Source organism: Szabonella alba (assembly GCF_016765775.1).
GTDB lineage: Bacteria > Pseudomonadota > Alphaproteobacteria > Rhodobacterales > Rhodobacteraceae > Szabonella > Szabonella alba.
Genome location: NZ_JAESVN010000002.1, coordinates 458,341 through 482,397 on the forward strand (window position 1 = coordinate 458,341; position 24,057 = coordinate 482,397).

Below are 24,057 nucleotides of genomic sequence, written 5' to 3' on the forward strand. Positions count from 1 at the left end.
TGCAATCAGTTCTTGCATGACAGTTCAAAATTGTCATGCTGATTTCATGTCAATCTGGTTGCCAGACCCGGCGGAGATCAAGCGCCCCGCCTATCGTTCGCTCGCGCAGGTCATCTCTGCCGCTGTCGCCTCGGGAGAGTTGCGACCGGGGGACCGTTTGCCCACGCATCGCGATCTGGCCTTCCGTCTGGGCCTGTCGGTGCAGACGGTCAGCCGCGCCTATGAGGCGCTGATCCGGAGCGATGTGATCGCCGGAGAGGTCGGGCGCGGCACCTTCGTCAAGGGGGCAGCGGCGGTCGAGGGGCGCCCGCCCCCCTATCACCGGATTGATCAGGATGACCGGATCATCGACTGTTCCATGCTGACCCCGGTGCTGGGTCCGGGGCAGGCGGCGGCGATGGATGCGGTTCTGGCCGGGCTTGCGGGGGATCTTCCGGCCGAGGTGCTGTTTTCCTTCCGCCCGCGTCAGGCGCTGCGTCGCCATGCCGAGCGTGCCCTTGGCTGGCTGGCCGAATGCGGCGTCGTGGTGCGGACCGATCAGGTGCTGACCACCAATGGCGCGACCCCTGCGATGACGGTCGCGCTGGCCACGGCGGCCCTGCCGGGCGATACGGTCCTGACCGAGGAGCTGGGCCATCACACGCTGAAAAGCCTGACGCGGCTGCATGGCATGAAGCTGGAGGGGCTGCCCTGCGACAGCGAAGGGATCCTGCCCGAACAGCTTGAACAGGCGGCCCGCAGAACCGGCGCGCGCGCCTTGTTTACCTTGCCCGGACCGACGAATCCCCGTGCGCAGATGATGGGGCCTGCCCGCCGTGCGGCGATTGTGGCGGTGGCGCGCAAACTGGATCTGACGATCATCGAATGTGACGTGACCGGTCCGCTGAACCCCGACCGTCCGCCGCCGCTGGCAGCCCTTGCACCCGAACGGGTGTTCTATGTCACCACCCTGTCGAAGCTGCTGATGCCGGGGTTGCGGCTGGGCTGGCTGGTGGTGCCCGAGGCGCATCTGACCGCCGCCTTCACCCGCCACATGGTCACCAACTGGATGGCGACACCCTTGATGGCCGAGATCGCATCGCGTCTGATCGCCTCGGGTGAGGCGTCGCGACTGGTGGACTGGCAGCGCCGCATGCTGCAGCGGCGCAATGCGATTGCGGCGGACTGTCTTGAGGGGCTGCGCTGGCGCGGCACGGGCAGCGGAATGCATGTCTGGCTGGACCTGCCCGAGGGTTGGGAAGAGGCGGCCTTTGTCAATTCCGCGCGGCTGCGGGGCGTGGCCATCGCGCCCGGAAGCGCGTTTGAGACCGGACCCGCCCCGCGGAGTTCCCGGGGGGTGCGCATCTGTCTTGGTTCCCCCGACGAAGAGTCGCTGCGCGAGGCGCTGACCCGCATTTCCCGGCTGGCCCGCAACACGCCCGAGCCCGATTTCCTGACACTTTAGACGCTGCGAAGCCCTGTATGGGCAGGCTGAAATTGTCATGATTTAATGTTCTTATTGACTTGACACAATGTCTTGTCGTTGTCTCTGCACATGCGGATTTCCGGGGCGAATCCGGCCTTGTGCTGATTTTGAACGCTCTGGAATGACCTGATTTCGTCGCCGCCCGCTCCGGAGTGAAACCCGGTCGGGGCGGTCTGACGCCAACCCAAGCGCGCCAGTCAAGGCGCCCAAGACAGGGAATATGCAATGACATTCAAGACATTGATGCTCGGCCTCGGAACGGCGGGCCTGATGGCCTCCACCGCGAATGCCGAAACCTGGCGCTATGCCTTCGAGGAAGCGCTGGATGAGGTGCAGGGCGTCTTCGCCCAGCAGTTCAAGGAACATGTCGAGGCCAATACCGACCACGAAGTGCAGCTTTTCCCCTTCGGCACGCTGGGGGAATCGGATGACATCATGGAGCAGACCCAATCGGGCATCCTGCAATTCGTGAACCAGTCCCCGGGCTTCACCGGCGCGCTGATCCCCGAGGCGCAGGTGTTCTTCGTGCCCTATCTGCTGCCGCAGGAAGGCGAAGCGCTGAACAAGTTCTTCCGTGAATCGGTCGCGATCAACGAAATGTTCCCCGAGCTTTATGCTCAGCATGGTCTGGAACTGCTGACGATGTATCCCGAGGGCGAGGTGGTCATGACCACCAAGAACCCGGTGACCAGCCCGGCCGACCTGAACGAGCAGAACATCCGCGTGATGACCAACCCGCTGCTGGTCGAAAGCTATCGCGCCTTTGGTGCGGTGCCGACGCCGCTGCCCTGGGGTGAGGTCTATGGCGGTCTGCAGACCAACATGATTCAGGGACAGGAAAACCCGATGTTCTTCGTCGAATCGACGAAGATGTATGAGGTGACCGACCACATCACCTTTACCGGGCATAACAACTTCACCACGGCGCTGATGGCGAATGCTGATTTCTTTGCAGGGCTGTCGGAAGAGGATCAGCAGGTTGTGCGCGACGCGGTGGATGTCGCCTTCGATTATATCCTCGAATACCAGAACGGCCTGACCGAGCGCGCCCTTGAGACGATCAAGGAGGCCAAGCCCTCGATCACCGTCACGGTGCTGACCGAGGAACAGCGCGCGCCCTTCATGGCGGCCTCGGCCGATGTCGAAGCCGAGTTCCTGCGCATGACCGGCGACAGCGGTCAGCGCATTCTCGACCAGATGAAGGCGGACCTTGCCGCCGCGTCCGAGTGACGGATCCTGCCGGAGGCGCCTTGCCGCGCCTCCGGCACCCTATTTGTTAACGGTTTTCCCATCAGAAACGGATCGCGCCCGTGAGTGACCAAAACGAGTCCCGCCCTGTCGCCGATCTTGCCCCCCGGGCCGAGATTGATGACGACACGGCCCTTGCCTCCTACCGTTCGGATCTGCCCGGCCCGCTGGGCTGGATCGACACCGGCATCGCGCGGCTTGAGGCCTTTCTGCTGGCCGCCGGTGTGTTGCTTATGGCGGCCAATACGATTGCCAATGTCGTCGGGCGCTACGGTTTCGGAATGTCGATCCAGTCCACCGAAGAGGTGAACCGGATCCTGATCATCCTCATCACCTTTGCAGGCATCAGCTATGCCGCGCGGCATGGCCGGCATATCCGCATGTCGGCGATCTTCGACATGCTGCCCGGGCCGGGACGCAAGGCGCTGATGATCACCATCGCGCTGGTCACGGCGGGTTTCATGTTCGTGCTGGCCTGGTATTCCTGGGGCTATCTTGCAACGACATTCAGCCGGGGCCGGATCCTGCCATCGCTGCAGATACCGCTGTGGTGGACGCTGGTCTGGGTTCCGGCCGGGTTTTTCATGACGGGCCTGCAATACACACTGACGGCAATCAAGAACCTGCTGGAGAAAGACATCTATCTCTCGACCAATGTGCTTGAGGGATATTCCGACGACAGCGATCAGGAAGTCTGAGGGGACACCGGCAATGGCATTGACGATTTTCGCGGTAATGGTGGTTCTGCTGCTGCTGGGATTTCCCATGATGATCCCGCTGATCGCGGCAGCGGGGCTGGGCATGTTCATGGTCTTCGGCAGTTTCGGGCAGACCGAAACGCTGGTCGCCCAGATGCTGGCGGGGATCCGCCCGGCCTCGCTGATCGCGGTTCCGATGTTCATCTTCGCCGCAGATATCATGACACGCGGACAATCCGCCGGGCGGCTGATTGACCTTGTCATGGCCTTCATCCGCCACAAGAAGGGCGGGCTGGCGATTTCCACCGTGACCGCCTGCACGATGTTCGGCGCGGTGTCGGGGTCCACGCAGGCGACCGTCGTCGCCGTCGGCACGCCGTTGCGTCCGCGGATGCTGAAGGCGGGTTACAAGGACAGTTTCACGCTGGCGCTGATCGTCAATTCCTCGGATATCGCCTTTCTGATCCCGCCCTCCATCGGCATGATCATCTATGGCGTGGTCTCCAACACCTCGATTGCCGAGCTTTTCATCGCGGGGATCGGTCCGGGGCTGCTGATCATGGTCATGTTCTCGATCTATTGCTGGATCTATGCGGTGCGCAACAATGTGCCCGCCGAAGAGCCCGCAACCTGGGGGGAGCGGGTGACCTCCTTCCAGAAGGCGCTCTGGCCGCTGGGCTTTCCGGCCATCATCATCGGCGGCATCTATGGCGGCATCTTTTCACCCACCGAGGCGGCGGCCGTCTGCGTGCTTTATGCGCTGATCCTTGAAATGGTCGTGTTCCGCACCGTCAATCTGCGCGGGCTGATCGCCACGGCGCGGTCGACCGGGCTGATTACGGCAGTCGTGTTCATCCTTGTGGCCGCCGGGGCCGGGTTCTCGTGGATTATCTCATTCGCGCAGGTGCCGCAGGCGGTGCTGGGCAGCATCGGCATCGACCAGATGGGCCCTTACGGCGTGCTGGCGGTGATCTCGATCGCCTTCTTCGTCGGCTGCATGTTCGTGGATCCGATTGTCGTGATCCTTGTGCTGGTGCCGATCTTCGCGCCGGTGGTGCAATCGGTCGGCCTCGACCCGGTGCATGTCGGCGCGATCATCGTGCTGCAGGTGGCTATCGGATCGGCCACGCCGCCCTTCGGCTGCGATATCTTCACGGCGATTGCGGTCTTCAAGCGGCCCTATATCGAGGTGATCCGGGGCACGCCGCCTTTCGTGATCATGCTGTTGTCGGTGGCGGTGCTGCTGATCTTCTTCCCGCAAATTGCGCTGTTCCTGCGTGATCTGGCATTCGCGAAATAAGGGGGCATCATGTTCAAACGCATCCTCGTGCCCTTCGACGGGTCGACCATCGCCGAACAGGCGCTGCACAAGGCGGTGGAACTGGCCGCGCTGACCGGGGCGGAACTGTTCCTGCTGACGGTCTATCGCCACCATTCCATGCTGGAGGCTTCGTTTTCCATGGTGCGGCCCGCCGATCCGGGCAATCTGGACTCTGTGCTGCGCGACCATGCGCAGGGCGTGGTGGATCATGGACGAAAGGTGGCGCATGCCGCAGGCGCGAAACAGGTGCGGGCCTTCATCAAGCCCGGTCAACCCGCCCGCACAATCGTCGCATGGGCCAAGGAACGCGAGATCGACCTGATCGTGATCGGTAGCCGGGGGCTGGGGTCGATCGAGGGTTATCTGCTGGGCTCGGTGTCGCATAAGGTGACGGGGCTTGCGGATTGTCCCGTGCTTGTCATCTGAGGCCCTGAATGTCCCCCCCCTCTCCGCTTTATGCCGACCGGTCCTCCGGTCCTGCCCGTCTGGGGCTGGTCGCGCTGGCGACCGATCTGACCATCGAACATGACCTGCAAAGCCTGATGCCCGAGGGCGCGCGGCTGCATGTGTCGCGCGTGGCCTATGCCAATCCGACCACGCCCGAAAACCTGCGCGCCATGGCCCCGCATATCGCAGCGGCGGCGGATCTGATCCTGCCCGGTATCCCGCTGGCCAGCATCGGGTATGGTTGCACCTCGGGGTCGGTGGTCATCGGGGATGCGGTTCTGGCCGACACCATCGGCATGGTGCGTTCCGGCGTTCCGGTCCGCACCCCGCCCCATGCGGCGGTTGAAGGGTTTCGCGCCCTTGGCGTGCGGCGGCTGTCGCTGCTGACCGCCTATGTGCCCGAGACCACCGCACCGATGGCCGATTATTTCACTGCGGCAGGGTTCGATCTGGTCCGGGTGCGCGGCATGGGCATTGCCGATGACCGCGATATCGCCATGGTCACCGATGAGGCCCTGATCGCCGCTGCCCGGGATGCCGACCACCCGGAGGCCGAGGCGATGTTCGTCGCCTGCACCGCGCTGCCCGTTCTGCCGCTGATCGACCGGATCGAGGCGATGCTGGGCAAGCCGGTGGTCAGTTCAAATCAGGCGCTTGGCTGGGCCATGCTGCGGGCGGCGGGGTTTGACACCCCGGGGCCCGGTGCGCTGTTCCGATTGAAGGATGCGCCGTCATGACCTTGTCTTTGTCGTTGGCCGATTATCAGGCCGCCGCCGCGCGGATCGCGCCGTATATCAATGAAACCCCCTGTCTCCTGTCCTCGGTGCTGAGTGAGCAATGCGGTCATCCGGTCTGGCTCAAGCATGAGCAGGAACAGGAGACCGGGGCCTTCAAGCTGCGCGGCGCGACCAATGCGGTGCTGCAACTGCCCGACGGGGCGGCGGGGGTCACGACGGCCTCGACCGGCAATCATGGCCGCGCTCTGGCCCATGCGGCGGTGGTGGCGGGCCTGCCTGCGGTGATCTGCCTGTCCGAACTGGTGCCCTATAACAAGCGCCACGCGATTGAGTTGCTGGGCGCCGAGGCGCGGGTGATCGGCGACAGTCAGGACGCGGCGATGCGCGAGGCCGAGCGTCTGGTCGCCGAAGAGGGCTTTGCCCTGATCCCGCCTTTCGACGATATGCAGGTGATTGCGGGGCAGGGCACGCTGGGGCTGGAAATGGCCGCGGCCGTGCCGGGCCCGGTGACCGTTCTGGTGCCCTTGTCCGGGGGCGGGTTGCTGGCCGGGGTTGCGGGCGCGATGAAGGCGCTGAACCCCGAAACCCGCATCATCGGCGTCACGATGGAACGTGGCGCGGCGATGGCCGCCAGCCTTGAGGCCGGAAAGCCCGTGGATGTCCGCGAGGTGCCGACGCTGGCGGATTCGCTGGGCGGCGGCATCGGGATGGAAAACCGCCACAGCTTTGCCATGGTGCAGGCCTTGGTGGATGAGGTGATCCTTGTCTCCGAGGCCGAGATCGCTGCGGGCATCCGCTTTCTCTATCTGGCCGAGGGCGCGACGGTCGAAGGTGCGGCCGCCGTGGGGGTGGCGGCAATGCTGGGCGGCAGGTTTGTGCCCGACGGCCCGGTTATCCTGCCGCTGACCGGCGGCAATATCGACCCCGAATATCACAAGCGCATCATCAACGGCGAAACCCCGGATCTGGAGGATGGACCATGCCCGATATACGCATCCTGACGGAATCCGAACTGCGCGGGGTGGTTGGCCTGTCGGTCGATCTGGTGGACCGGATCATGGAGGCTTTCCGCAGTCTGGCCTCGGGCCGGGTGGTGATGCCGCCGATCCTGTCCATGGCCATTGCCGAACATAATGGCGAGGTGGATGTCAAAACCGCCTATATGCCGGGTCTCGACGGCTTTGCGATCAAGGTCAGCCCGGGGTTCTTCGACAATCCGAAACTGGGGCTGCCCTCAACCTCGGGGCTGATGATGCTGCTGTCGGCCCGGACGGGACAGGTGCAGGCGCTGCTGCTGGACAATGGCTATCTGACCGATCTGCGCACGGCGGCGGCGGGGGCGGTGGCCGCGCGGGCGCTGTCACGGCCGGATGCCACGACCGCCTGCATCATGGGGGCGGGCATGCAGGCGCGGATGCAGTTGCAGGCGCTGTGCCTTGTGCGACCGATCCGCCGCGCGGTGGTCTGGGCCCGAGATGCGGACAAGGCCGGGGCGGCGGCGGCCGGGATGTCGGCGCTGCTGGACATGCCGGTGACGGCGATGGCCGACCCGCAGGCGGCGGTTGCTGCGGCCGATATCGTCATCACGACCACACCCGCCACGACCCCGGTGCTGCGCGCCGACTGGCTGCGCCCCGGACAGCATGTCACGGCCATGGGGTCGGACCAGCATGGCAAGAACGAGATTGATCCCGCGGCACTGACCCGCGCGCGTTATGTGCCCGACCGGCTGTCACAGGTGCGCAGCCTTGGCGAGTTGCGCAGCGCGATCGAGGCCGGGCTGATTGCCTCCGATCAGAGCTTTGCCGAACTGGGAGAGGTTCTTTCAGGCACCGCACCGGGGCGGCAAAGCCCCGACGAAATCACGATTGCCGATCTGACAGGGACCGGCGTTCAGGATACCGCCATCGCCACTTTCGCGCTTGCGAAAGCGGGCGCAGCGGGCACCACCATCCATAGCTGAGCAGGTCAAAATGCCCAATCCTCTGCCCCGATTCACCCGCGCTGAATATGACGCGCGTGTTGCCAAGACCCGCGCGGCAATGGCCGCGCGTGGCATCGACACGCTGATCGTCACCGATCCCTCGAACATGGCCTGGCTGACCGGCTATGACGGCTGGTCCTTTTATGTGCATCAATGCGTGGTGGTCGGTCCCTCGGGCGATCCGGTCTGGTTCGGGCGCGGGCAGGATGCCAATGGCGCGGTCCGCACCTGCTGGATGCCGGATGAATGCGTGATCGGCTATCCCGACCATTATGTGCAATCGACCGAGCGGCATCCGATGGATTATCTGTCCGCCCGGCTGACCGACCGGGGCTGGCACAAGGGCCGGATCGGCGTCGAGATGGACAATTACTGGTTCACCGCCGCCGCGCATCAATCGCTTGCGACCCATCTGCCGGGTGCCTTGCTGGATGCCACCGCGCTGGTGAACTGGCAGCGGCTGGAAAAATCCGCGCAGGAACTGGATTACATGCGCCGCGCCGCGCGTCTGGTGGAAAAGATGCATCAGCGCATCGTCGACAAGATCGAGCCGGGCCTGCGCAAATGCGACCTTGTGGCCGAGATCTATGATGCGGGCCTGCGCTATGATCCGGATCTCGGTTTCGGGGGCGATTACCCGGCCATCGTGCCGCTGCTGCCCTCGGGGTCGGATGCCGCAGCCCCGCATCTGACATGGGATGACAAGCCGATGAAGGAAGGCGAAGGCACCTTCTTCGAACTGGCCGGATGCTATCACCGCTATCACTGCCCGCTGTCGCGCACGGTGTTTCTGGGCAAGCCCAGCCAGACCTTTCTGGATGCGGAATCGGCGACACTGGAAGGGATGGAGGCCGGGCTTGAGGCCGCGCGCGCCGGCAATACCTGTGAGGATGTGGCCAATGCCTTCTTTGGCGTGTTGAAAAAGCACGGCATCGTCAAGGACAACCGCACCGGCTATCCCATCGGGCTCAGCTATCCGCCGGACTGGGGCGAACGCACCTGTTCGCTGCGCCCCGGCGACCGCACCGAACTGCGCCCGGGCATGACCTTCCATTTCATGACGGGGCTGTGGATGCAGGACTGGGGGCTGGAAATCACCGAAAGTATCGCGATCACGGACGGGGCACCGGAATGCCTTGCCTCGGTGCCGCGTCAGTTGTTTGTTAAGGGGTAAGCGATGGCAACAAATCCGATCAGTCCGACGATCCCGCTGGATCAGCCGGGCAAATATCACGGCTTTCTGCGCCTGCCCTATTCGCGCGATGACAGCGCATGGGGCGCGGTGATGGTTCCGCTTTGTGTGGTCGCCAACGGTGAGGGGCCGACCGCGCTTCTGACCGGGGCCAATCACGGCGATGAATATGAAGGCCCCATCGCCCTGCAGGCGCTGGCGCATGATCTGCGGCCCGAAGATGTGACGGGCCGCGTCATCATCGTGCCCTATATGAACTATCCGGCCTTCCGGGCCGGAACGCGGGTTTCGCCCATCGACCGGGTGAACATGAACCGGTCCTTTCCGGGGGCGCCGGACGGATCGCCGACGCAGAAGATCGCGAATTATTTCAACGATGTTCTGGTGCCGATGGCGGATGTGGTGCTGGATTTCCATTCGGGCGGCAAGACGCTGGATTTCCTGCCCTTCGCCTGCGCGCATTATCTGGATGCCGCCGCCCAGCAGGCGGCCTGTGTCGCGGCGGTCGAGGCGTTCAACGCGCCCTATACCCTGATGATGCGTGAGATTGATTCCGTCGGCATGTATGACACGGCGGTGGAATCGCAGGGCAAGGTCTTTGTGACGACCGAACTGGGCGGCGGCGGGTCTGCCACGGCCAATTCGGCCCGGATAGCGCATCGCGGTACACGCAATCTGCTGATCCATGCGGGTATCCTGCAGGGAGAGCTGGACCTGACCCCCAGTGTCACGCTGGACATGCCCGATGACGACTGTTTCCACATCGCCGAGGCTGAGGGCATGCTGGAGCCCTTGGCCGATCTGGGGGAGCGGGTGGAAAAGGGCACGCCGATTGCCCGGATCTGGCCGCTGGACCGCACGGGGCTGATGCCGCTGACGGTCAATTCCAAGCGGCAAGGCGTGATCGCCGCGCGGCATTTCCCGGGGCTTTTGCAAAGCGGGGATTGTCTGGCGGTGATTGCCGAGGTTTCGGCCTGATCGCCGCGCGCAGGCGGTAAGGCCAGGGGCGGGGGCGGGGTCAGCCCGCCACCGCCTGCGGCACGAGCCAAGGGCAATTGCCCATCGGCACGGTATTGACCCGCAGCGCGCAGCAATAGGCGGTTTCCAGATGGCGGTCGGTCAGAACCTCGGCCGCGCGGCCATGTGCCAGCAGTCTGCCGCCATGGATCAGCGCCACTCGGTCGGCGAACATGGCCGACAGGTTCAGATCATGCATCACCGCCACGACGCCGCCGCCTGCATCGGCAAAGCGCCGCGCCAGCCGCATCACCGCCAGTTGCTGGCCGATATCCAGCGCCGCCACCGGTTCATCCAGAAACAGCCAGCGCGGACCGGCGGGCGATACCGGTTCCCAGATCTGCGCCAGCACGCGGGCCAGTTGCACCCGGGCCTGTTCGCCGCCCGACAGATCCTGCACCAACTGCCCGGCAAAACCCGCCAGCCCCACCTCGGCCAGCGCCTGCCGGGCGCGGGTTTCATCGCCGCCATTGACCAGCCCCAGCCGCACGACCTCCAGCACGGTGAAGGGAAAGGCAAGCTGCGTCGATTGCGCCAGCACGCCGCGCCGTGCCGCAAGCTGCGGCGCAGGCGTGTCGCGGATCTCATGCCCGTTGAGCGAGGCCGAACCACCATAGGGCAGATCCCCGGTCAGGGCGCGCAGCAGCGTCGTCTTGCCCGACCCGTTCGGTCCGACAATCGCGGTCAGCGTGCCCGGCAGGCAGCACAACGAAACCCCGCGCAGAATCTCGCGCCGGGCAAGGCTGACAGTCAGGTTTTCAGCCAGCAGCATGTCAAAGCCCTCCGAAGCCGCGCCGTTGCAGCAGGATCCACAGAAAGACCGGTGCGCCGATCAGGGCGGTGACGATCCCGATGGGCAGTTCGGCAGGGGCCACGATGGTCCGCGCAATCATGTCGGCCCCGACCAGCAGAACCCCGCCCAGCAGGGCCGCATTGGGCAAAAGCCAGCGATGATCGGGTCCGGTTGCCAGCCGCAACAGATGCGGCACGACGATCCCGATGAATCCGATCCCGCCTGCCATGGCGACCGCCGCACCTGCCGCCGCCGCGACCGCCAGAACCGCAATGCGTTTCACGCGCTGCACCTCGACGCCCAGATGGCTGGCCTGCGCCTCCCCCAGCGACAGCGCATTCAGCGCCCGCGCCAGCAGCGGCGACAGCAGCAGCACCGGCAGGATCAAGGGCAGGCCGACGCCGATCTTGGACCAGCTTGCCCCGGCGACGGATCCCATGCCCCAGAAGGTCAGGTTGCGCAACTGGGTGTCATCGGCCAGATAGACCAGCACCCCCGTCAGCGCCCCCGCCATGGCGCCAAGGGCGATCCCTGCCAGCAACAGCGTCGCGACCGAGGTTTGTCCGCCCCGGGTTGCGATCCGGTACAGCAGCAGCGTCGCCGCCCAACCGCCCAGAAAGGCCGCGAAGGGCACCAGATGCAGCCCGACCAGCGTTGACAGGCCCGCAGGCAGCAGCCCGCCCAGCACGATGGCCGTGACAGCGCCCAGCCCCGCCCCCGCGCCAACGCCGACAATGCCGGGATCGGCCAGCGGGTTGCGGAACAGCCCCTGCATCAGCGCACCTGACACCGCCAGCGCCGCCCCGACCGCCAGCCCCATCGCCAGACGCGGCAGGCGGATATCCATCAGAATCACGCGGTCGCGCGCACTCAGCCCCTCACCGGTCAGATCCTGCGCCACCTGCCACAGCGGCACGCCCGCCGCCCCGGTTCCCAGCGACAGCAGCGAGACGGTCACGACCAGAACCAGCAGCAGCCGGAACACCAGCAGCGCGCGGCTGCTGCGATCCCCTTGGGACAGGGCGGGATTGGCAAGCGCCACCATGGTTTCAATCCCCACCGGACCCGGTGCCATAGATCGCGTCATGCAGCGTCGCCGCAGCCTCGGGCGTGCGGGGGCCAAAGCCCAGAACCAGCATCCCGTCCATGCGCAGGATACGCCCCGTCTTGGCGGCGGGCGTCAGCGACAGGGCGGGATGGGCCAGCACATCCGCGTCCGTCACCGCCAGATCGCCCTCGCGCTCCATCATCAGGATCACGTCGGGCGCACTGGCGATCACCGCCTCATCGGTCATCTGCTTCCAGCCATCGAACCCTTGGGCGGCATTCCTGCCGCCTGCCAGTTCGATGATGCCTTCGGCAGCACTGCCCGCGCCCCCTGCCGTCACCCGGCCTGCGGTCAGGGACAGCACGAACAAAACCGATTTCGGCGCGGTGATTTCCGCCGCCCGCTGGCGCGCGGCCTCCAGCCCCTCGGCCACGCTGTCATGCAGGGCCGCTCCCGCCTCAGGCAGATTCAGCGCCGCGGCAACCGCGTCGATCTTGTCCAGCACTCCCTCGGGCGTGGGATCGCCGGGCATCTGGATGAAGGGCACGCCTGCCGCCTGCAGAACTGTCACCGCCTCGGCCGGGCCTGCGCCCGCCTCGGACAGGATCAGATCAGGACCAAGGCTGAGCACCCCCTCGGGTGACAGGGCGCGGATATAACCGACATCAGGCAGATCGAGTACCGAATCGGGATAGTTCGATGTCGTATCCCGGCCCACCAGACGGTCACCCGCGCCAAGGGCCACGGCAATCTCGGTCACTGACCCGCCCAGCGACACCACGCGCGCGGCGCTGTCGGTTGCAGGACTGTCCGCCATGGCCATGCCCGGCAGCGCCAGTGCAAGAAGGATGGCGCGGATCATGCCGGAACCTCTTCCAGCAGCGGCAGGGTGCGGACCATCGCATCCCATGCGTCGGGTGGGGCATCCTTGCGATAGCCAAAGATCTGCAGGATGATCTCCCCTTCCGCATCGAAGGCCTCGATGCTGATTGCCGGGCCGCGCTTGGTGGGTTTTTCAACCAGCCAGACCTCGGCAATGCGGTCGCCGCGCAGATGCAGGTTGAAACGCGGGTCCATGACATTGATCCACGGCCCCATCGGCACGACCCGCTCGATCGGGCCACCATGGATCTGGATACAGCCCATATTGCCGACGAAGATCATCACCGGGATCTGGCCATCGGCGGCGGCATGCAGTGCCTCCGTGACCGATTGCGGATCCAGCCGTTGTGCGCGCGGCGCGCCTGCGATCTGATAGGCCCCAAGGCGGTTCATCTTCAGCCGACCCACCAGCCGCAGAAACTGATGCGTGTCGGTCATGGTGTCCCATTCGGCGCGCAGGGCCTCGGCCTTGGACGGGTCGGATTTCGCGGGCTGGGCCGGCTTGCGCGGTGCCAGCGTCAGGATTTGGGATTGGTCGTCACGGCGCAGGGCCGCCACCAGCGCGGCAAAGGCATCCGCATCGGATTCGGGTTTCAGATGCACCTTGTGCACGGCATCGCCCGCCGCATCAAAAATCTGGACCGAGCGTTTGACGCCATCGGCCCCGGTCTCCTCAACCGCAAATCCATGCACCCAATGCGAGGGGAAGATCCGCAGGTCGATCTCGGACCCCAGCACCATCTGGGCATGGGCGCCGGGATGATAGTCACCATAGGTGCCGCGCCGTTCATGCACGCAGGATTCGTTGCGCGTCAGTGCCATCACATCGCCAAGCGCCGCAACCAGCGGGATCAGGCGATCCGGCACCGCGTCGATGACGGTCGCGCCATGGCCGACATGGGCGGCGACAAGTTGCGCCTCGGTCAGGCCATTGGCATGGGCAAGATCGCGGGCGCGGGCCTTGGGGTTTTCGAGGCGCAACGCGCGGATTGGGGCGGGGTCTGGCAGATGGGCCATGGCATGTCCTTTGCAGATTTTGATGTCTGGCGCAGGTCTGGCAGGCCGGGGGCCATGGCTGGAGGCGCTGGAATTTGGTCAGGATATCGGGATGATATACTTGACAGATACAGTCGGATTAACTAAGCGGCATTTCCTGACAGATCAAGTCGGAATCTTCTGCCGCCAGCCACGGGCCAGCCTTTGCGCAGACATCTGCAGATAAGGGACACCCATGACTGCCTTTTCACCCATCCGCGCCAAAGGGCGCCTCATGCTTTCCGCCGCGCTGGCCGTTCTGGCCGCCGCCCCCCATGCACAGGCCCAGCAGACCACCCCGGCGCAACAGTCCGGCGGCGGCTTTGCCCTGTTGGGGCGGATTGTGCTGGGGGCGGGGTCGCCCAAGGTTGCCATCGACACGCCACAGGCGGTTTCAACCGTGGAACAGGAGGATCTGGACCGCGACCGCCCGCAAACCCTGAGCGATCTGTTCAAGACCGTTCCGGGCGTTTCCGGGGCGGGGGCCTCGGCCCGTCCGGCAGGGCAGGCCTTCAACATCCGCGGGATCGGCAATACCGAACAGACCGCATCCGAGGCGCGGATCATCGTCACCGTGGACGGCGCGCCGAAATTCTTTGAGCAATATCGCATGGGGTCGTTCTTCGGCGATTTTGAACTTTTCAAACGGGTCGAGGTTCTGCGCGGTCCGGCCTCGTCCACACTTTACGGCTCGGGCGCTCTGGGCGGTGTCGTGGCCTTCACGACCAAGGATGCCAGCGATTTCCTGACCGACGGGCAGGACCGCGTGCTGCGCTTCAAGGCCGATTATGCCAGCAATGGCGATGCCTATGGCGCGGGCGTGATCTGGGCGCAGCGCTATTCGGACCAGTTCGAAACCCTTGCCGCGCTGAATTACGGCACGCGGGGTGAGGTCGATGACGGCGCGGGCGTTGCCATTGCCGGGACGGGATTTGACCGCTGGTCGGGCCTTCTGAAGGGCAAATACAGCTTTGGTGCCAATGCCGACCAGTCGCTGACCCTGTCCATGTCGCGCACCGATGGCGACCTTCCGAACAGTGTCGTTGCTCAAAGCGGCGGTGCGATCTTCATTCCCAGTTTCGGCAATGCCGACATCCGCACCATCGACGATACGGCGACCCTGCAATACCGCCACGAATTTGCGGGCAATCCGTGGTTGGACCTGACCGCAACCCTGTCCTATACCGATACGGCGGTCACCAAGCGCAACTTCACCTTCGGCATGATGTGCGCGCCGGGGCAGATGCAGGTGCTGTGCGACGGCGATTTCAGCTATCGCACCACCAGCCTGAAGATCGAGAACACATCCGATCTGTCGATGGGGGCGTGGGACAACAGCGTGATCGTCGGTCTTCAGGTCCAGAACCAGCAGCGCATCGCGACCTCCAGCGCCGGGCCGATGGAGTTTCACCCCGAAGGGCGCGACCGCAAGATCGGCCTCTATGCGCAGGGCGAATTCGTCTATGATGACCGGCTGACCATCATCCCCGGCCTCCGCGTCGATTTCGGCCGTCTTCGGCCCAGCGATGCGGTGATCGCACAAGGCGGGGTCGCCAGTGATGAGACCGCCGTTTCGCCGAAACTGGCGCTGCATTACAAGATCAATGATGACTGGGCGGTGTTCGGGTCCATCGCGCGCACCGAACGGATGCCGACGCTGGATGAGCTTTATTCCTCGGGCGCCCCGACCGCGACGCTTGTAGGCCGCACGCCAAGCCTCAACCTTCTGCCGGAAAAGGCGAATTCGGTCGAACTGGGTTTTGCATGGCAGCGTGACAATCTGTTCAGTGACGGCGACAGCCTGCAGGTGAAGGTGACCGGCTTTCACAATGATGTGCAGGACCTGATCGCGACTACCCCGCGCCCGACAGTCGGATCGGGGGCCGGTCCTGTGCCCTATTATTCCAACATCAACCGCGCGCGTCTCTGGGGGGCCGAACTGGAGGCAAGCTATGACGCCGAACGCTGGTTCGCGCAGGCGGCCTGGTCCAAGGTGAAAACCAAGGACAAGACCACCGGCATCGTGCTGACCGACACACCCGCCGAAACCGTGGCCCTGACGCTGGGGGCCAAGATCCCCGCACATGACCTTTCAATGGGCTGGCGGATGAACTGGGCCGATGCGATCAAGACCGGATCGGCCACGACCTCGGCCTCATCCTGGCACACGCATGACGTGTTCGTGACCTGGAAACCCTCGACCGGCCGTTTCGGTGGAACCGAGGTGCAATTCGGCGTCGACAACCTCTTTGACCGCGACTATCGCCAAAACCTCGCACTGGACAAGGCTCCGGGGCGGACCGTAAAACTTGCGCTTGCCCGGAGTTTCTGACCCATGAAATGCCTGATCCCCGCCCTTCTTGCCCTGATGGCTGCGCCCCCCTTGTGGGCGCAGACGGACGGGGACGGTCCCGCCAAGGCCCCCGCATTGCTGCTGGAGCTGAACGATGCCGAGACGGTGGGCGAGGCCTGCCGCCTGACCTTCGTCGTCGAGAACCGTCTGGGCACCGATCTGGCGGCACTGGGGATCGAGGCGGTGATCTTCACCCCCGAAGGCGGGGTCGAGCGGCTGTTGTCGCTTGACCTGCAATCGGCCCCTGCAGGCCGGCCGCGCGTGCGGCAATTCGATCTGCCGGGGCTGGATTGCGCGCGGCTGGGACGGGTGCTTGTCAATGCCGTAACCCCCTGTGAGGGGGAGGGCCTTGCGGCTGAGACCTGTGCCGGGGCACTGTCGCTGACATCGCGCAATGATGATGTGGAGGTGTCGGGATGACCGGCTGGCTGCATGAGGCCGCAATCGCGGTTCAGGATTTCATCGAACTGGGTGGTTGGGTCGTCGGCGTTCTGCTGGCGTTGTCGGTGCTGGCCGGTGCGGCGGTGCTGTGGAAACTGTGGCATCTGTCGCATATGGGCATCGGGCGTCATGCCGCCCTGCGTGAGGCACTGGCGGCGCTGAATGACGGCGACCGCGCCACGGCCCGGGCCGCGCTGCGGCGGGCGGGCACACCGCTGGCAGCACTAGGGCTGCGGGCGATCGCCAGCAATGATCCGGCCCCCGAACTGCGCTTACGTCTTCATGCCGAGGGCGATGCGCTGATCGGGCGGGCCGAAGGCGGACTTCGCATGCTGGACGCGATTTCACAGGTCGCGCCGTTGCTGGGGCTGTTCGGCACGGTTCTGGGCATGATCGAGGCATTCCGCGCATTGCAGGGTGCCGGGGCATCCGTGGACCCGTCAATTCTGGCGGGCGGGATCTGGGTTGCCTTGATGACCACCGCGGTCGGTCTGGCCATCGCGATGCCGGTCTCGCTGATCCTGTCGGCCTTTGAGGCGCGGATTGCGGCGGAACGGCGTGTCGCCGATCTGATGGTGGAAACGCTTTGTGGTCCCGCCCTGCCCGAGACCGGGCAGGCCATGGCCAAGGCCCCGGTTGCCGCATCGGCGGGAATGGCCGGGAATGGCTGACCGCGCGGTTCCCTTCCGCAGGCGCAGGCTGTCGGTCACGTCCCTGATTGACGTGATCTTTCTGCTGCTGCTGTTCTTCATGCTGACCACGACCTTTACCCGCACAGGCGATCTGCCGCTGTCGGCGGCGGGCACAGGGGCGGCTGTCTCGACCGAGGCGCCGGTCTTCCTGCGGCTTGACCCCGAGGCGCTGAGCGTGAATGCCGAAGCGGCAGAGCTGGAGGGCGTGGTGCAGCGCATCCGCGACCTGTCGCCTGAAACGGGCGCCCGCGTTCTGGTCAGCCTTGGCCCCGGGGTCCATGCGCAAAGGCTGGCCGATCTTCTGATGCGCCTGCGTGGCCTGCCGGGCGCGCAGGTTCAGGTTCTGGAGTGATCTGATGCGCCGTGTCCCGTCCCTTCGCAGCAAGCCCGATCCGACGATCACCCTGATCAATGTCGTGTTTCTGATGCTGACCTTCTTTCTGGTTGCGGGCACGATGGCGCCGTCGCCGCCCTCGGATGTGCGGCTTGTGTCACTGGACGGGGCCGATCCGGTGGTGCCGCCCGATGTTCTGGCGGTCACCGCCGATGGCCGGACGCTGGGGCAGGGGCGGGCGGTCGATCCTGCCGCCTATGTCAGCGCGCTGCCACCCGAGGCGGCGGGGATCGTGCGGCTGATGCCGGACCGGGATCTGCCTGCGCGTGATCTGATCCGCATTGCCCGCGAATTGCAGGCGGCAGGCGCGGTCGAGGTGCGGCTGACCGGCGAGCGGGGGCAGGCCCAATGACTCGCCCGACCCCGCTTTTCCGCCGGTCCGCCCTGGTCGCCCTGACCGCGCTTGGCATTTCCGGCGCGCTGCATGCGGCGGCGCTGTTGCGGATCGCGCCAGAACAATCGGTGCTGGATGCGGGCGGTGAGGCCGATGCGCCGCCGCTCTTGGGCGACAGTTTTGCCGATATGGCCGAAGGCATGGCGGTGCCCGTCGAACCCGACCGCGCAGAGACCACCCCGGTTGCCCCCCATACCCTGACACCAACCCCCGCCGAGACGCAGCAGCCGGTGACGGACACGCGGCGGACCGCCGCCCTGCCGCAGGTTGCCGCGCTGGCGCCGGTCACCCCCGAGGCGATGCCGGAACGCCCGGTTGAAACCGTGCAGCCGCTTGCCGTTGAACCGCTGCGCCCCGCAGCCCCGGCCGAGAGGGCCGAGGCCGCCCCCCCGCCCGAGGCGCTGCGCCGGGTTGATCCGCCGCCCGAGGCGGACATGGCGCTTGTCGACGCGCCTTCGACCCGCCCACGGGCGCGGCCCGAGGCCCGGCCCAAGACCCGGTCCGAGACAAGTCCCCAGCGACAGGCGGAAACCCGGACCGAACCACAACCGCAGGCCAAGCCCAGACCCGCCCCGGCGGGCAATGCCCAGCAGTCGGCGCGGCGCGGCAGCACGCAAGGCACCGAAACTGGACGCAGCCAGACCGCCGCCGCCGCGCAACCCGCGCCGGGCAATGGCGGTTCGGCCCGGGCGGCGGCGAAATACGGGCAGGATGTGATGCGCAAGATTGCCCGCACCCGCAAGGCGCGCAGCGCCGAACGCGGACGCGCCGTGGTAGGTTTCGTCATTGCCGATAGTGGCGCATTGGGTCGGGTGGCAATCGTGCAAAGCTCGGGCAGTGCCAAGCTGGACGCGCAGGCGCTGGACCATATTCGTCGCGCCGCCCCCTTCCCGCCCCCCCCCGCCGGGGCGCCGCGCAACCTGTCGGTTGAAATCACCGGGCGCTGAGCCTGCCGCCTGATCGTCGAGGGCAGGGCGCGCGTTCTGACGATCGCGCCCTGTCGCGACTGACTCTGTTGCAACCGGCAAAAACACAGTAAATCCGTTCATTCCGCGATTGCGGCATCATCGGCTTGGCTTTCGGGGGCAATGGCCGTATGCCGGGGTCAGCGAACAAGGAGCCGGGTGCAATTCCCGGCTGGCTCTTCCGGCCGCCGATCCGCCGGACAACCGAACCCATGCAGAAGACATGATACCGACATGCGGCCCCGAAGGGGCGCTGATCGGTCAGGAACGGATCCAGATGATTTCACTTGATGCCTACCGGACCCAATGGTTCGGCAATATCCGGGGTGACCTGCTGTCCGGGCTGGTCGTGGCGCTGGCGCTTATCCCCGAAGCCATCGCCTTTTCCATCATTGCGGGCGTCGACCCCAAGGTGGGGCTTTATGCCAGCTTTTCCATCGCGGTGCTGATCGCCTTTACCGGCGGCCGGCCCGGGATGATTTCCGCCGCCACCGCCGCCACGGCGGTTCTGATGGTCACGCTGGTGCGCGATCACGGGCTGGAATATCTGCTGGCAGCGACCGTGCTGACCGGGATGATCCAGATTGCCATGGGCCTGCTGCGGCTGGGCTTCGTCATGCGCTATGTGTCGAAATCGGTGATGACCGGTTTCGTCAATGCGCTGGCCATCCTGATCTTCATGGCACAACTGCCTGAACTCGACCCGGGCGCGGTGACATGGCTGACCTATGTGCTGGTCGCCGCGGGGCTGGCGATCATCTATCTGTTTCCGCTGGTGACCAGGGCAATTCCCTCGCCGCTGGTCACCATCGTCGTGCTGACCGCGCTGGCCATGACCTTCGGCTGGGATGTGCGCACGGTGGGCGATATGGGCGCATTGCCCGATACACTGCCGGTCTTCCTGATCCCGCAGATCCCGCTGACGCTGGAAACGCTGTGGATCATCCTGCCCTATGCGCTGGCGATTGCGGTGGTGGGCCTTCTGGAAAGCCTGATGACGCAGAATCTGGTCGATGAACTGACCGACACGAAATCCGACCGCAATCAGGAATGTATCGGACAGGGCATCGCCAATACCGCCACCGGGTTCATCGGCGGCATGGCGGGCTGCGCGATGATCGGGCAGAGCATGATCAACGTGAAATCCGGCGGCCGGGGGCGGCTTTCGTGTTTCACCGCCGGTGTGGTGCTGCTGATCATGGTGGTGTTTCTGGGCGAATGGGTGGCGCAGATCCCGATGCCCGCGCTGGTCGCGATCATGATCATGGTCTCAATCGGCACGTTCTCTTGGTCATCGCTGAAAAGCCTGAAGACCCACCCGAGGTCGTCTTCCATAGTGATGATCGCGACGGTGGTGACCGTGGTCTGGACCCATAACCTTGCCATTGGCGTGCTGGTGGGCGTGCTGCTGTCAGGCATCTTCTTTGCCGGAAAAATCGCGCAACTGTTCAAGGTGTCCGGCAGCATCACCCCCGATGGCAGGGTGCGCAGCTATGTCATCGAGGGCCAGTTGTTCTATGGCTCGGTCGAGGATTTCATGGCGGCTTTCGACTTCAAGGAGGCGGTGGACAAGGTCATCATTGATGTCAGCCGCGCGCATATCTGGGATATCTCATCGGTGCAGGCGCTGGACATGGCGGTGCTGAAATTCCGCCGCGACGGGGCGGAGGTTGAGATCATCGGCATGAACGAAGCCTCGGAAACCCTCGTTGACCGGCTTGCCCTGCATGACAAGCCCGGTGCGATGGACAAGCTGATGGCGCATTGAGGGAGGATGACATGACCGAACAGCCGCAAAAGATTGTCGCACTGGTGGACGGGTCGGCCTATTCGGCCAGCGTCTGTGACCATGCCGCATGGCTGGCCTCCCGCACCGGGGCACCGGTTGAGCTGATCCATGTGCTGGGCCGCCGCGAGGCCCCGGAAAAGCAGGATCTGTCCGGGGCCATCGCCCTGGGCGCGCGCAGTGCCCTGCTGGAGGAACTGGCCGAACTGGATGCGCAGCGCGCGAAACTGGTGGGCCAGCGCGGCCGCGCGATTCTTGAGGACGCCCGCGCCATTCTGGACCGGGCGGGCGTGGCCGGGGTCACCACGCGCCTGCGCCATGGCGACATGATCGAGGCGCTGGCCGAGGTCGAGGCCGAGGCCCGCGTTGTCCTGATCGGCAAGCGGGGCGAGGCGGCGGATTTCGCCAGGGGGCATCTGGGATCAAACCTTGAACGTGTGGTGCGCGCCAGCCGCAAGCCGGTTTTCGTGGCCTCGCGCGCCTTCCGGCCGATCACGCGGGTGCTGGTGGCCTTTGACGGCGGCGCATCGGCGCGGCGCGCGGTGGATCACATTGCCCGCAGCACGCTGTTTCAGGGCCTGGTGCTGCAACTGGTCACGGTGGGCCATGACACGCCCGAAGCGCAGCAGGCGCTGGCCGAGGCCTGTTCCGTGCTGCAGGCGGCGGGGCTGGAAGCCGATACCGCCATCCTGCCGGGCCAGCCCGAAGCCGTGCTGGGCAAACTGGTCGAGGATACGCCCTTCGATCTGCTGGTCATGGGGGCTTATGGCCATTCGCGTATCCGCAGCCTGATCATCGGATCGACCACGACCGCGATGATCCGGTCCTGCAAGGTGCCGGTCGTCCTGATCCGCTGACAGTGACGGCCCTGCGCGGGTGGCACGGCACCTTGTCCCGGGCCTGCAAATCGTTTATCGACGATCAACGATTTGAAAGGTGCCGCATGTCTCAGGAAATCCAGCTTGCCGATCTTGCCCGCGCCTTGGCCCATCCGGCGCGGCTGCGCATTCTGGCGCTGTTGCGCGATACGCCCGGCTGCATCGGCGGCACGATTGTTGATGCGGTGGGGCTGGCGCAATCGACCGTGTCCGAACATCTGCGCATCCTCAAATCCGCCGGGATCATCACGGGAGAGATTGACGGCCCGCGCATCTGCTATGCCCTGAACCCCGAGGCGCTGACCCCGCTGACCGGATTCATCTCCGGTCTGACCCCGCCGCCAGATGGGGCCTGTTGCGCCCCTGCCGCAAGGGAAATGACATGAGCCTGTTTGAACGCTGGCTGACGCTTTGGGTTGCGCTGTGCATTCTGGCGGGGCTGGTGCTGGGCAATCTGGTGCCCGGCCTGTTCGGCGCGCTGGCCGGGCTGGAATATGCCTCGGTCAATCTGGTTGTTGCCCTGCTGATCTGGGCGATGGTCTGGCCGATGATGATCGCCATTGATTTCGGCGCGCTCAAGGATGTGGGCAAGCGGCCCCGGGGGCTGGTGATCACGCTGGTCATCAACTGGCTGGTGAAGCCCTTCACCATGGCAGCACTGGCGGTGCTGTTCTTCAACCATGTCTTTGCCGGGCTGATCGACCCGGCCCGTGCGCCGGAATATATCGCCGGGCTGATCCTTCTGGGGGCGGCGCCCTGCACGGCGATGGTCTTTGTCTGGTCGCAACTGACGAAGGGGGATCCGAATTACACGCTGGTTCAGGTCTCGGTGAATGACCTGATCATGGTCGTGGCCTTCGCGCCCATCGTGGCCTTTCTGCTGGGGGTCACCGATATTTCGGTGCCGTGGGAAACGCTGATCCTGTCGGTGGTGCTCTATATCGTGATTCCGCTGATCGCAGGTGCGCTGACGCGTCGGGTGCTGATGGCGCGGGGCGGGCTTTCGGCGGTCGAGGATTTCACCGCGCGGATCAAGCCTGTGTCGGTCATCGGGCTTCTGCTGACCGTGGTGCTGCTCTTCGGCTTTCAGGGACAGGTGATCATCGCGCAGCCGCTGCTGATCGCGCTGATTGCCGTGCCCATCGTGATCCAGTCCTATGGCATCTTCGCGCTGGGTTATGCCTGGGCCTGGGCGTGGCGGCTGCCGCATCGGGTGGCCGCCCCCTGCGCGCTGATCGGCACGTCGAATTTCTTTGAACTGGCGGTTGCCGTGGCCATCGGTCTGTTCGGACTGAACTCGGGCGCGGCGCTGGCCACGGTCGTCGGCGTGCTGGTCGAGGTGCCTGTGATGCTGTCGCTGGTCGCCTATGCCAACCGCACCCGCGACAGGTTCCCGGCATGAGCGTTCCCGATGTCATCCGCCACAATCCCGGTTGCGGCACCCTGCGCATTGATCTGGCGATCCTGCGGGCGGCGGGTTCCGCGCCCGTCGTGATCGACGATCTGGCCCAAGGCTGGACCCGCCCGCATTTGCAGGACCTTCTTGCGAAAGGAAAGCGCCTTGCCTGACCATGACACGCCCCATATCGACGACGACCTGCTGCCCGGCCCCGATCCGGTCCGGCTGGGCGCCGCATCCGGCCATGCGCCGCGTATCCTCATCCTGTACGGATCACTGCGCGACCGCAGCTTTTCACGGCTTTCGGCCGAGGAGGCCGGGCGCATCCTGACCCGGCTGGGGGCTGAGGTGCGGTTCTTTCACCCGTCTGGCCTGCCGCTGGTCGATGACGGCACCGATGCCAGCCACCCCAAGGTACGCGAATTGCGCGATCTGGTCGCCTGGTGCGAAGGGATGGTCTGGTCCTCCCCCGAACGTCATGGCGCGATGACCGGGCTGATGAAAACGCAAGTGGACTGGATCCCGCTGTCGGAAGGTGCCGTGCGGCCCACGCAGGGCAAGGTGCTGGCGGTGATGCAGGTGTCGGGCGGGTCGCAAAGCTTCAATGCGGTGAACCAGATGCGCGTGCTGGGCCGCTGGATGCGGATGCTGACCATCCCCAACCAGTCCTCGATTCCCAAGGCGTTTCAGGAATTCGATGAGGCCGGGCGCATGCGCCCCTCACCGCTTTATGACCGCATCGTGGATGTGATGGAGGAGTTGATGAAATTCACCCTGCTGACGCGGGACCGGTCCGGATATCTGGTGGACCGCTATTCCGAGCGCAAGGAGACGGCGGCGGCGCTGATGGACCGGGTGAACCTGTCGCAGGCGACCTGACGCCGCCCT

The 24,057-nt window shown here is 65.3% G+C and carries 26 protein-coding genes and 1 other annotated feature; of the genes, 22 read left to right on the forward strand and 4 right to left on the reverse strand.

The genetic code is table 11. From position 1 onward, the window contains the following. Positions 1 to 46 precede the first annotated feature (46 nt). The 10 genes from ehuR (at position 47) to doeB (ending at position 10,070) form a co-directional block, all read left to right on the forward strand. Positions 47 to 1,444 carry a MocR-like ectoine utilization transcription factor EhuR gene (gene ehuR / locus JL811_RS06640; protein WP_202687702.1) on the forward strand — a complete coding sequence of 466 codons (1,398 nt, stop codon included), beginning with the start codon at positions 47 to 49 and terminating at the stop codon, positions 1,442 to 1,444. A gap of 246 nt (positions 1,445 to 1,690) precedes the next feature. Continuing rightward, positions 1,691 to 2,695, forward strand: coding sequence for a TRAP transporter substrate-binding protein (locus JL811_RS06645; protein WP_202687703.1), 1,005 nt, complete (start codon positions 1,691 to 1,693; stop codon positions 2,693 to 2,695). Positions 2,696 to 2,829: 134 nt separating this feature from the next. Beyond that, positions 2,830 to 3,411 (forward strand): TRAP transporter small permease subunit, encoded by a 582-nt coding sequence (locus tag JL811_RS06650; RefSeq protein WP_202687906.1) that lies wholly within the window; start codon positions 2,830 to 2,832, stop codon positions 3,409 to 3,411. Positions 3,412 to 3,424: 13 nt separating this feature from the next. Next, entirely contained in the window at positions 3,425 to 4,711 is a 1,287-nt protein-coding gene (locus tag JL811_RS06655) for a TRAP transporter large permease (RefSeq protein WP_202687704.1), read from the forward strand. A gap of 9 nt (positions 4,712 to 4,720) precedes the next feature. Further along, positions 4,721 to 5,158 carry a universal stress protein gene (locus JL811_RS06660; protein WP_202687705.1) on the forward strand — a complete coding sequence of 146 codons (438 nt, stop codon included), beginning with the start codon at positions 4,721 to 4,723 and terminating at the stop codon, positions 5,156 to 5,158. Positions 5,159 to 5,166: 8 nt separating this feature from the next. Continuing rightward, complete coding sequence (locus JL811_RS06665) at positions 5,167 to 5,916, forward strand: maleate cis-trans isomerase family protein (RefSeq protein WP_202687706.1); 750 nt, start codon at positions 5,167 to 5,169, stop codon at positions 5,914 to 5,916. Beyond that, the gene (gene eutB, locus JL811_RS06670; RefSeq protein ID WP_202687707.1) at positions 5,913 to 6,917 is read left to right on the forward strand and encodes a hydroxyectoine utilization dehydratase EutB; all 1,005 of its coding nucleotides are present in this window, start codon (positions 5,913 to 5,915) and stop codon (positions 6,915 to 6,917) included. Before JL811_RS06665 ends, eutB begins: the two co-directional genes overlap by 4 nt. Then, positions 6,896 to 7,879: an ectoine utilization protein EutC gene (eutC, locus tag JL811_RS06675; protein ID WP_202687708.1), complete on the forward strand. Its 984-nt coding sequence runs from the start codon at positions 6,896 to 6,898 to the stop codon at positions 7,877 to 7,879. The genes eutB and eutC overlap by 22 nt, the downstream gene beginning before the upstream one ends. 10 nt (positions 7,880 to 7,889) lie before the next feature. Continuing rightward, a complete protein-coding gene (gene doeA, locus JL811_RS06680; RefSeq protein WP_202687709.1) occupies positions 7,890 to 9,074 on the forward strand; it encodes an ectoine hydrolase DoeA in 1,185 nt (394 codons plus the stop codon). A gap of 3 nt (positions 9,075 to 9,077) precedes the next feature. Further along, entirely contained in the window at positions 9,078 to 10,070 is a 993-nt protein-coding gene (gene doeB / locus JL811_RS06685) for a N(2)-acetyl-L-2,4-diaminobutanoate deacetylase DoeB (protein ID WP_202687710.1), read from the forward strand. A gap of 40 nt (positions 10,071 to 10,110) precedes the next feature. Here doeB and JL811_RS06690 read toward each other — a convergent pair whose 3' ends face one another. From JL811_RS06690 to JL811_RS06705, 4 genes are read right to left on the reverse strand one after another with little or no spacing between them, the layout of a single operon-like run. After that, positions 10,111 to 10,881, reverse strand: coding sequence for a heme ABC transporter ATP-binding protein (locus tag JL811_RS06690; protein ID WP_202687711.1), 771 nt, complete (start codon positions 10,879 to 10,881; stop codon positions 10,111 to 10,113). A 1-nt stretch (position 10,882) separates the two neighbouring features. Then, complete coding sequence (locus tag JL811_RS06695; RefSeq protein ID WP_202687907.1) at positions 10,883 to 11,947, reverse strand: FecCD family ABC transporter permease; 1,065 nt, start codon at positions 11,945 to 11,947, stop codon at positions 10,883 to 10,885. Between the two features lie 4 nt (positions 11,948 to 11,951). Beyond that, positions 11,952 to 12,812: a heme/hemin ABC transporter substrate-binding protein gene (locus tag JL811_RS06700; protein ID WP_202687712.1), complete on the reverse strand. Its 861-nt coding sequence runs from the start codon at positions 12,810 to 12,812 to the stop codon at positions 11,952 to 11,954. Beyond that, positions 12,809 to 13,849 carry a hemin-degrading factor gene (locus JL811_RS06705; protein ID WP_202687713.1) on the reverse strand — a complete coding sequence of 347 codons (1,041 nt, stop codon included), beginning with the start codon at positions 13,847 to 13,849 and terminating at the stop codon, positions 12,809 to 12,811. Before JL811_RS06705 ends, JL811_RS06700 begins: the two co-directional genes overlap by 4 nt. Positions 13,850 to 14,102: 253 nt before the next feature. Between JL811_RS06705 and JL811_RS06710 the strand changes: the two genes are divergently transcribed. From JL811_RS06710 to arsH, 12 genes are all read left to right on the forward strand, one after another. Continuing rightward, on the forward strand, positions 14,103 to 16,199 hold the full coding sequence (locus JL811_RS06710) for a TonB-dependent receptor domain-containing protein (RefSeq protein WP_237684834.1): 2,097 nt from the start codon (positions 14,103 to 14,105) through the stop codon (positions 16,197 to 16,199). A 3-nt stretch (positions 16,200 to 16,202) separates the two neighbouring features. Continuing rightward, positions 16,203 to 16,640, forward strand: coding sequence for a hypothetical protein (locus tag JL811_RS06715; RefSeq protein ID WP_202687715.1), 438 nt, complete (start codon positions 16,203 to 16,205; stop codon positions 16,638 to 16,640). Further along, entirely contained in the window at positions 16,637 to 17,332 is a 696-nt protein-coding gene (locus JL811_RS06720) for a MotA/TolQ/ExbB proton channel family protein (RefSeq protein WP_202687716.1), read from the forward strand. The genes JL811_RS06715 and JL811_RS06720 overlap by 4 nt, the downstream gene beginning before the upstream one ends. Next, positions 17,325 to 17,705 (forward strand): biopolymer transporter ExbD, encoded by a 381-nt coding sequence (locus JL811_RS06725; protein ID WP_202687717.1) that lies wholly within the window; start codon positions 17,325 to 17,327, stop codon positions 17,703 to 17,705. The genes JL811_RS06720 and JL811_RS06725 overlap by 8 nt, the downstream gene beginning before the upstream one ends. Positions 17,706 to 17,709: 4 nt before the next feature. Then, positions 17,710 to 18,099, forward strand: coding sequence for an ExbD/TolR family protein (locus JL811_RS06730; RefSeq protein WP_202687718.1), 390 nt, complete (start codon positions 17,710 to 17,712; stop codon positions 18,097 to 18,099). Then, positions 18,096 to 19,088, forward strand: coding sequence for an energy transducer TonB (locus tag JL811_RS06735; protein ID WP_202687719.1), 993 nt, complete (start codon positions 18,096 to 18,098; stop codon positions 19,086 to 19,088). The genes JL811_RS06730 and JL811_RS06735 overlap by 4 nt, the downstream gene beginning before the upstream one ends. Before the next feature lie 166 nt (positions 19,089 to 19,254). After that, positions 19,255 to 19,312 (forward strand) — a sequence feature (sul1 is cis-regulatory element that is thought to sense ions involved in sulfur or methionine metabolism; They are found in Alphaproteobacteria). Positions 19,313 to 19,383: 71 nt separating this feature from the next. Continuing rightward, a complete protein-coding gene (locus JL811_RS06740; RefSeq protein ID WP_202687908.1) occupies positions 19,384 to 20,874 on the forward strand; it encodes a SulP family inorganic anion transporter in 1,491 nt (496 codons plus the stop codon). Positions 20,875 to 20,885: 11 nt separating this feature from the next. Beyond that, the gene (locus JL811_RS06745; RefSeq protein WP_202687720.1) at positions 20,886 to 21,749 is read left to right on the forward strand and encodes a universal stress protein; all 864 of its coding nucleotides are present in this window, start codon (positions 20,886 to 20,888) and stop codon (positions 21,747 to 21,749) included. 86 nt (positions 21,750 to 21,835) lie between these two features. Continuing rightward, positions 21,836 to 22,156 carry an ArsR/SmtB family transcription factor gene (locus JL811_RS06750; RefSeq protein ID WP_202687721.1) on the forward strand — a complete coding sequence of 107 codons (321 nt, stop codon included), beginning with the start codon at positions 21,836 to 21,838 and terminating at the stop codon, positions 22,154 to 22,156. Beyond that, positions 22,153 to 23,172: an ACR3 family arsenite efflux transporter gene (gene arsB / locus JL811_RS06755; protein ID WP_202687722.1), complete on the forward strand. Its 1,020-nt coding sequence runs from the start codon at positions 22,153 to 22,155 to the stop codon at positions 23,170 to 23,172. Before JL811_RS06750 ends, arsB begins: the two co-directional genes overlap by 4 nt. Next, positions 23,169 to 23,339, forward strand: a complete 171-nt coding sequence (locus JL811_RS06760) for a thioredoxin domain-containing protein (RefSeq protein WP_202687723.1) — start codon at positions 23,169 to 23,171, stop codon at positions 23,337 to 23,339. Before arsB ends, JL811_RS06760 begins: the two co-directional genes overlap by 4 nt. Next, a complete protein-coding gene (gene arsH, locus JL811_RS06765; RefSeq protein WP_273542482.1) occupies positions 23,332 to 24,048 on the forward strand; it encodes an arsenical resistance protein ArsH in 717 nt (238 codons plus the stop codon). Before JL811_RS06760 ends, arsH begins: the two co-directional genes overlap by 8 nt. Positions 24,049 to 24,057: the final 9 nt, after the last annotated feature.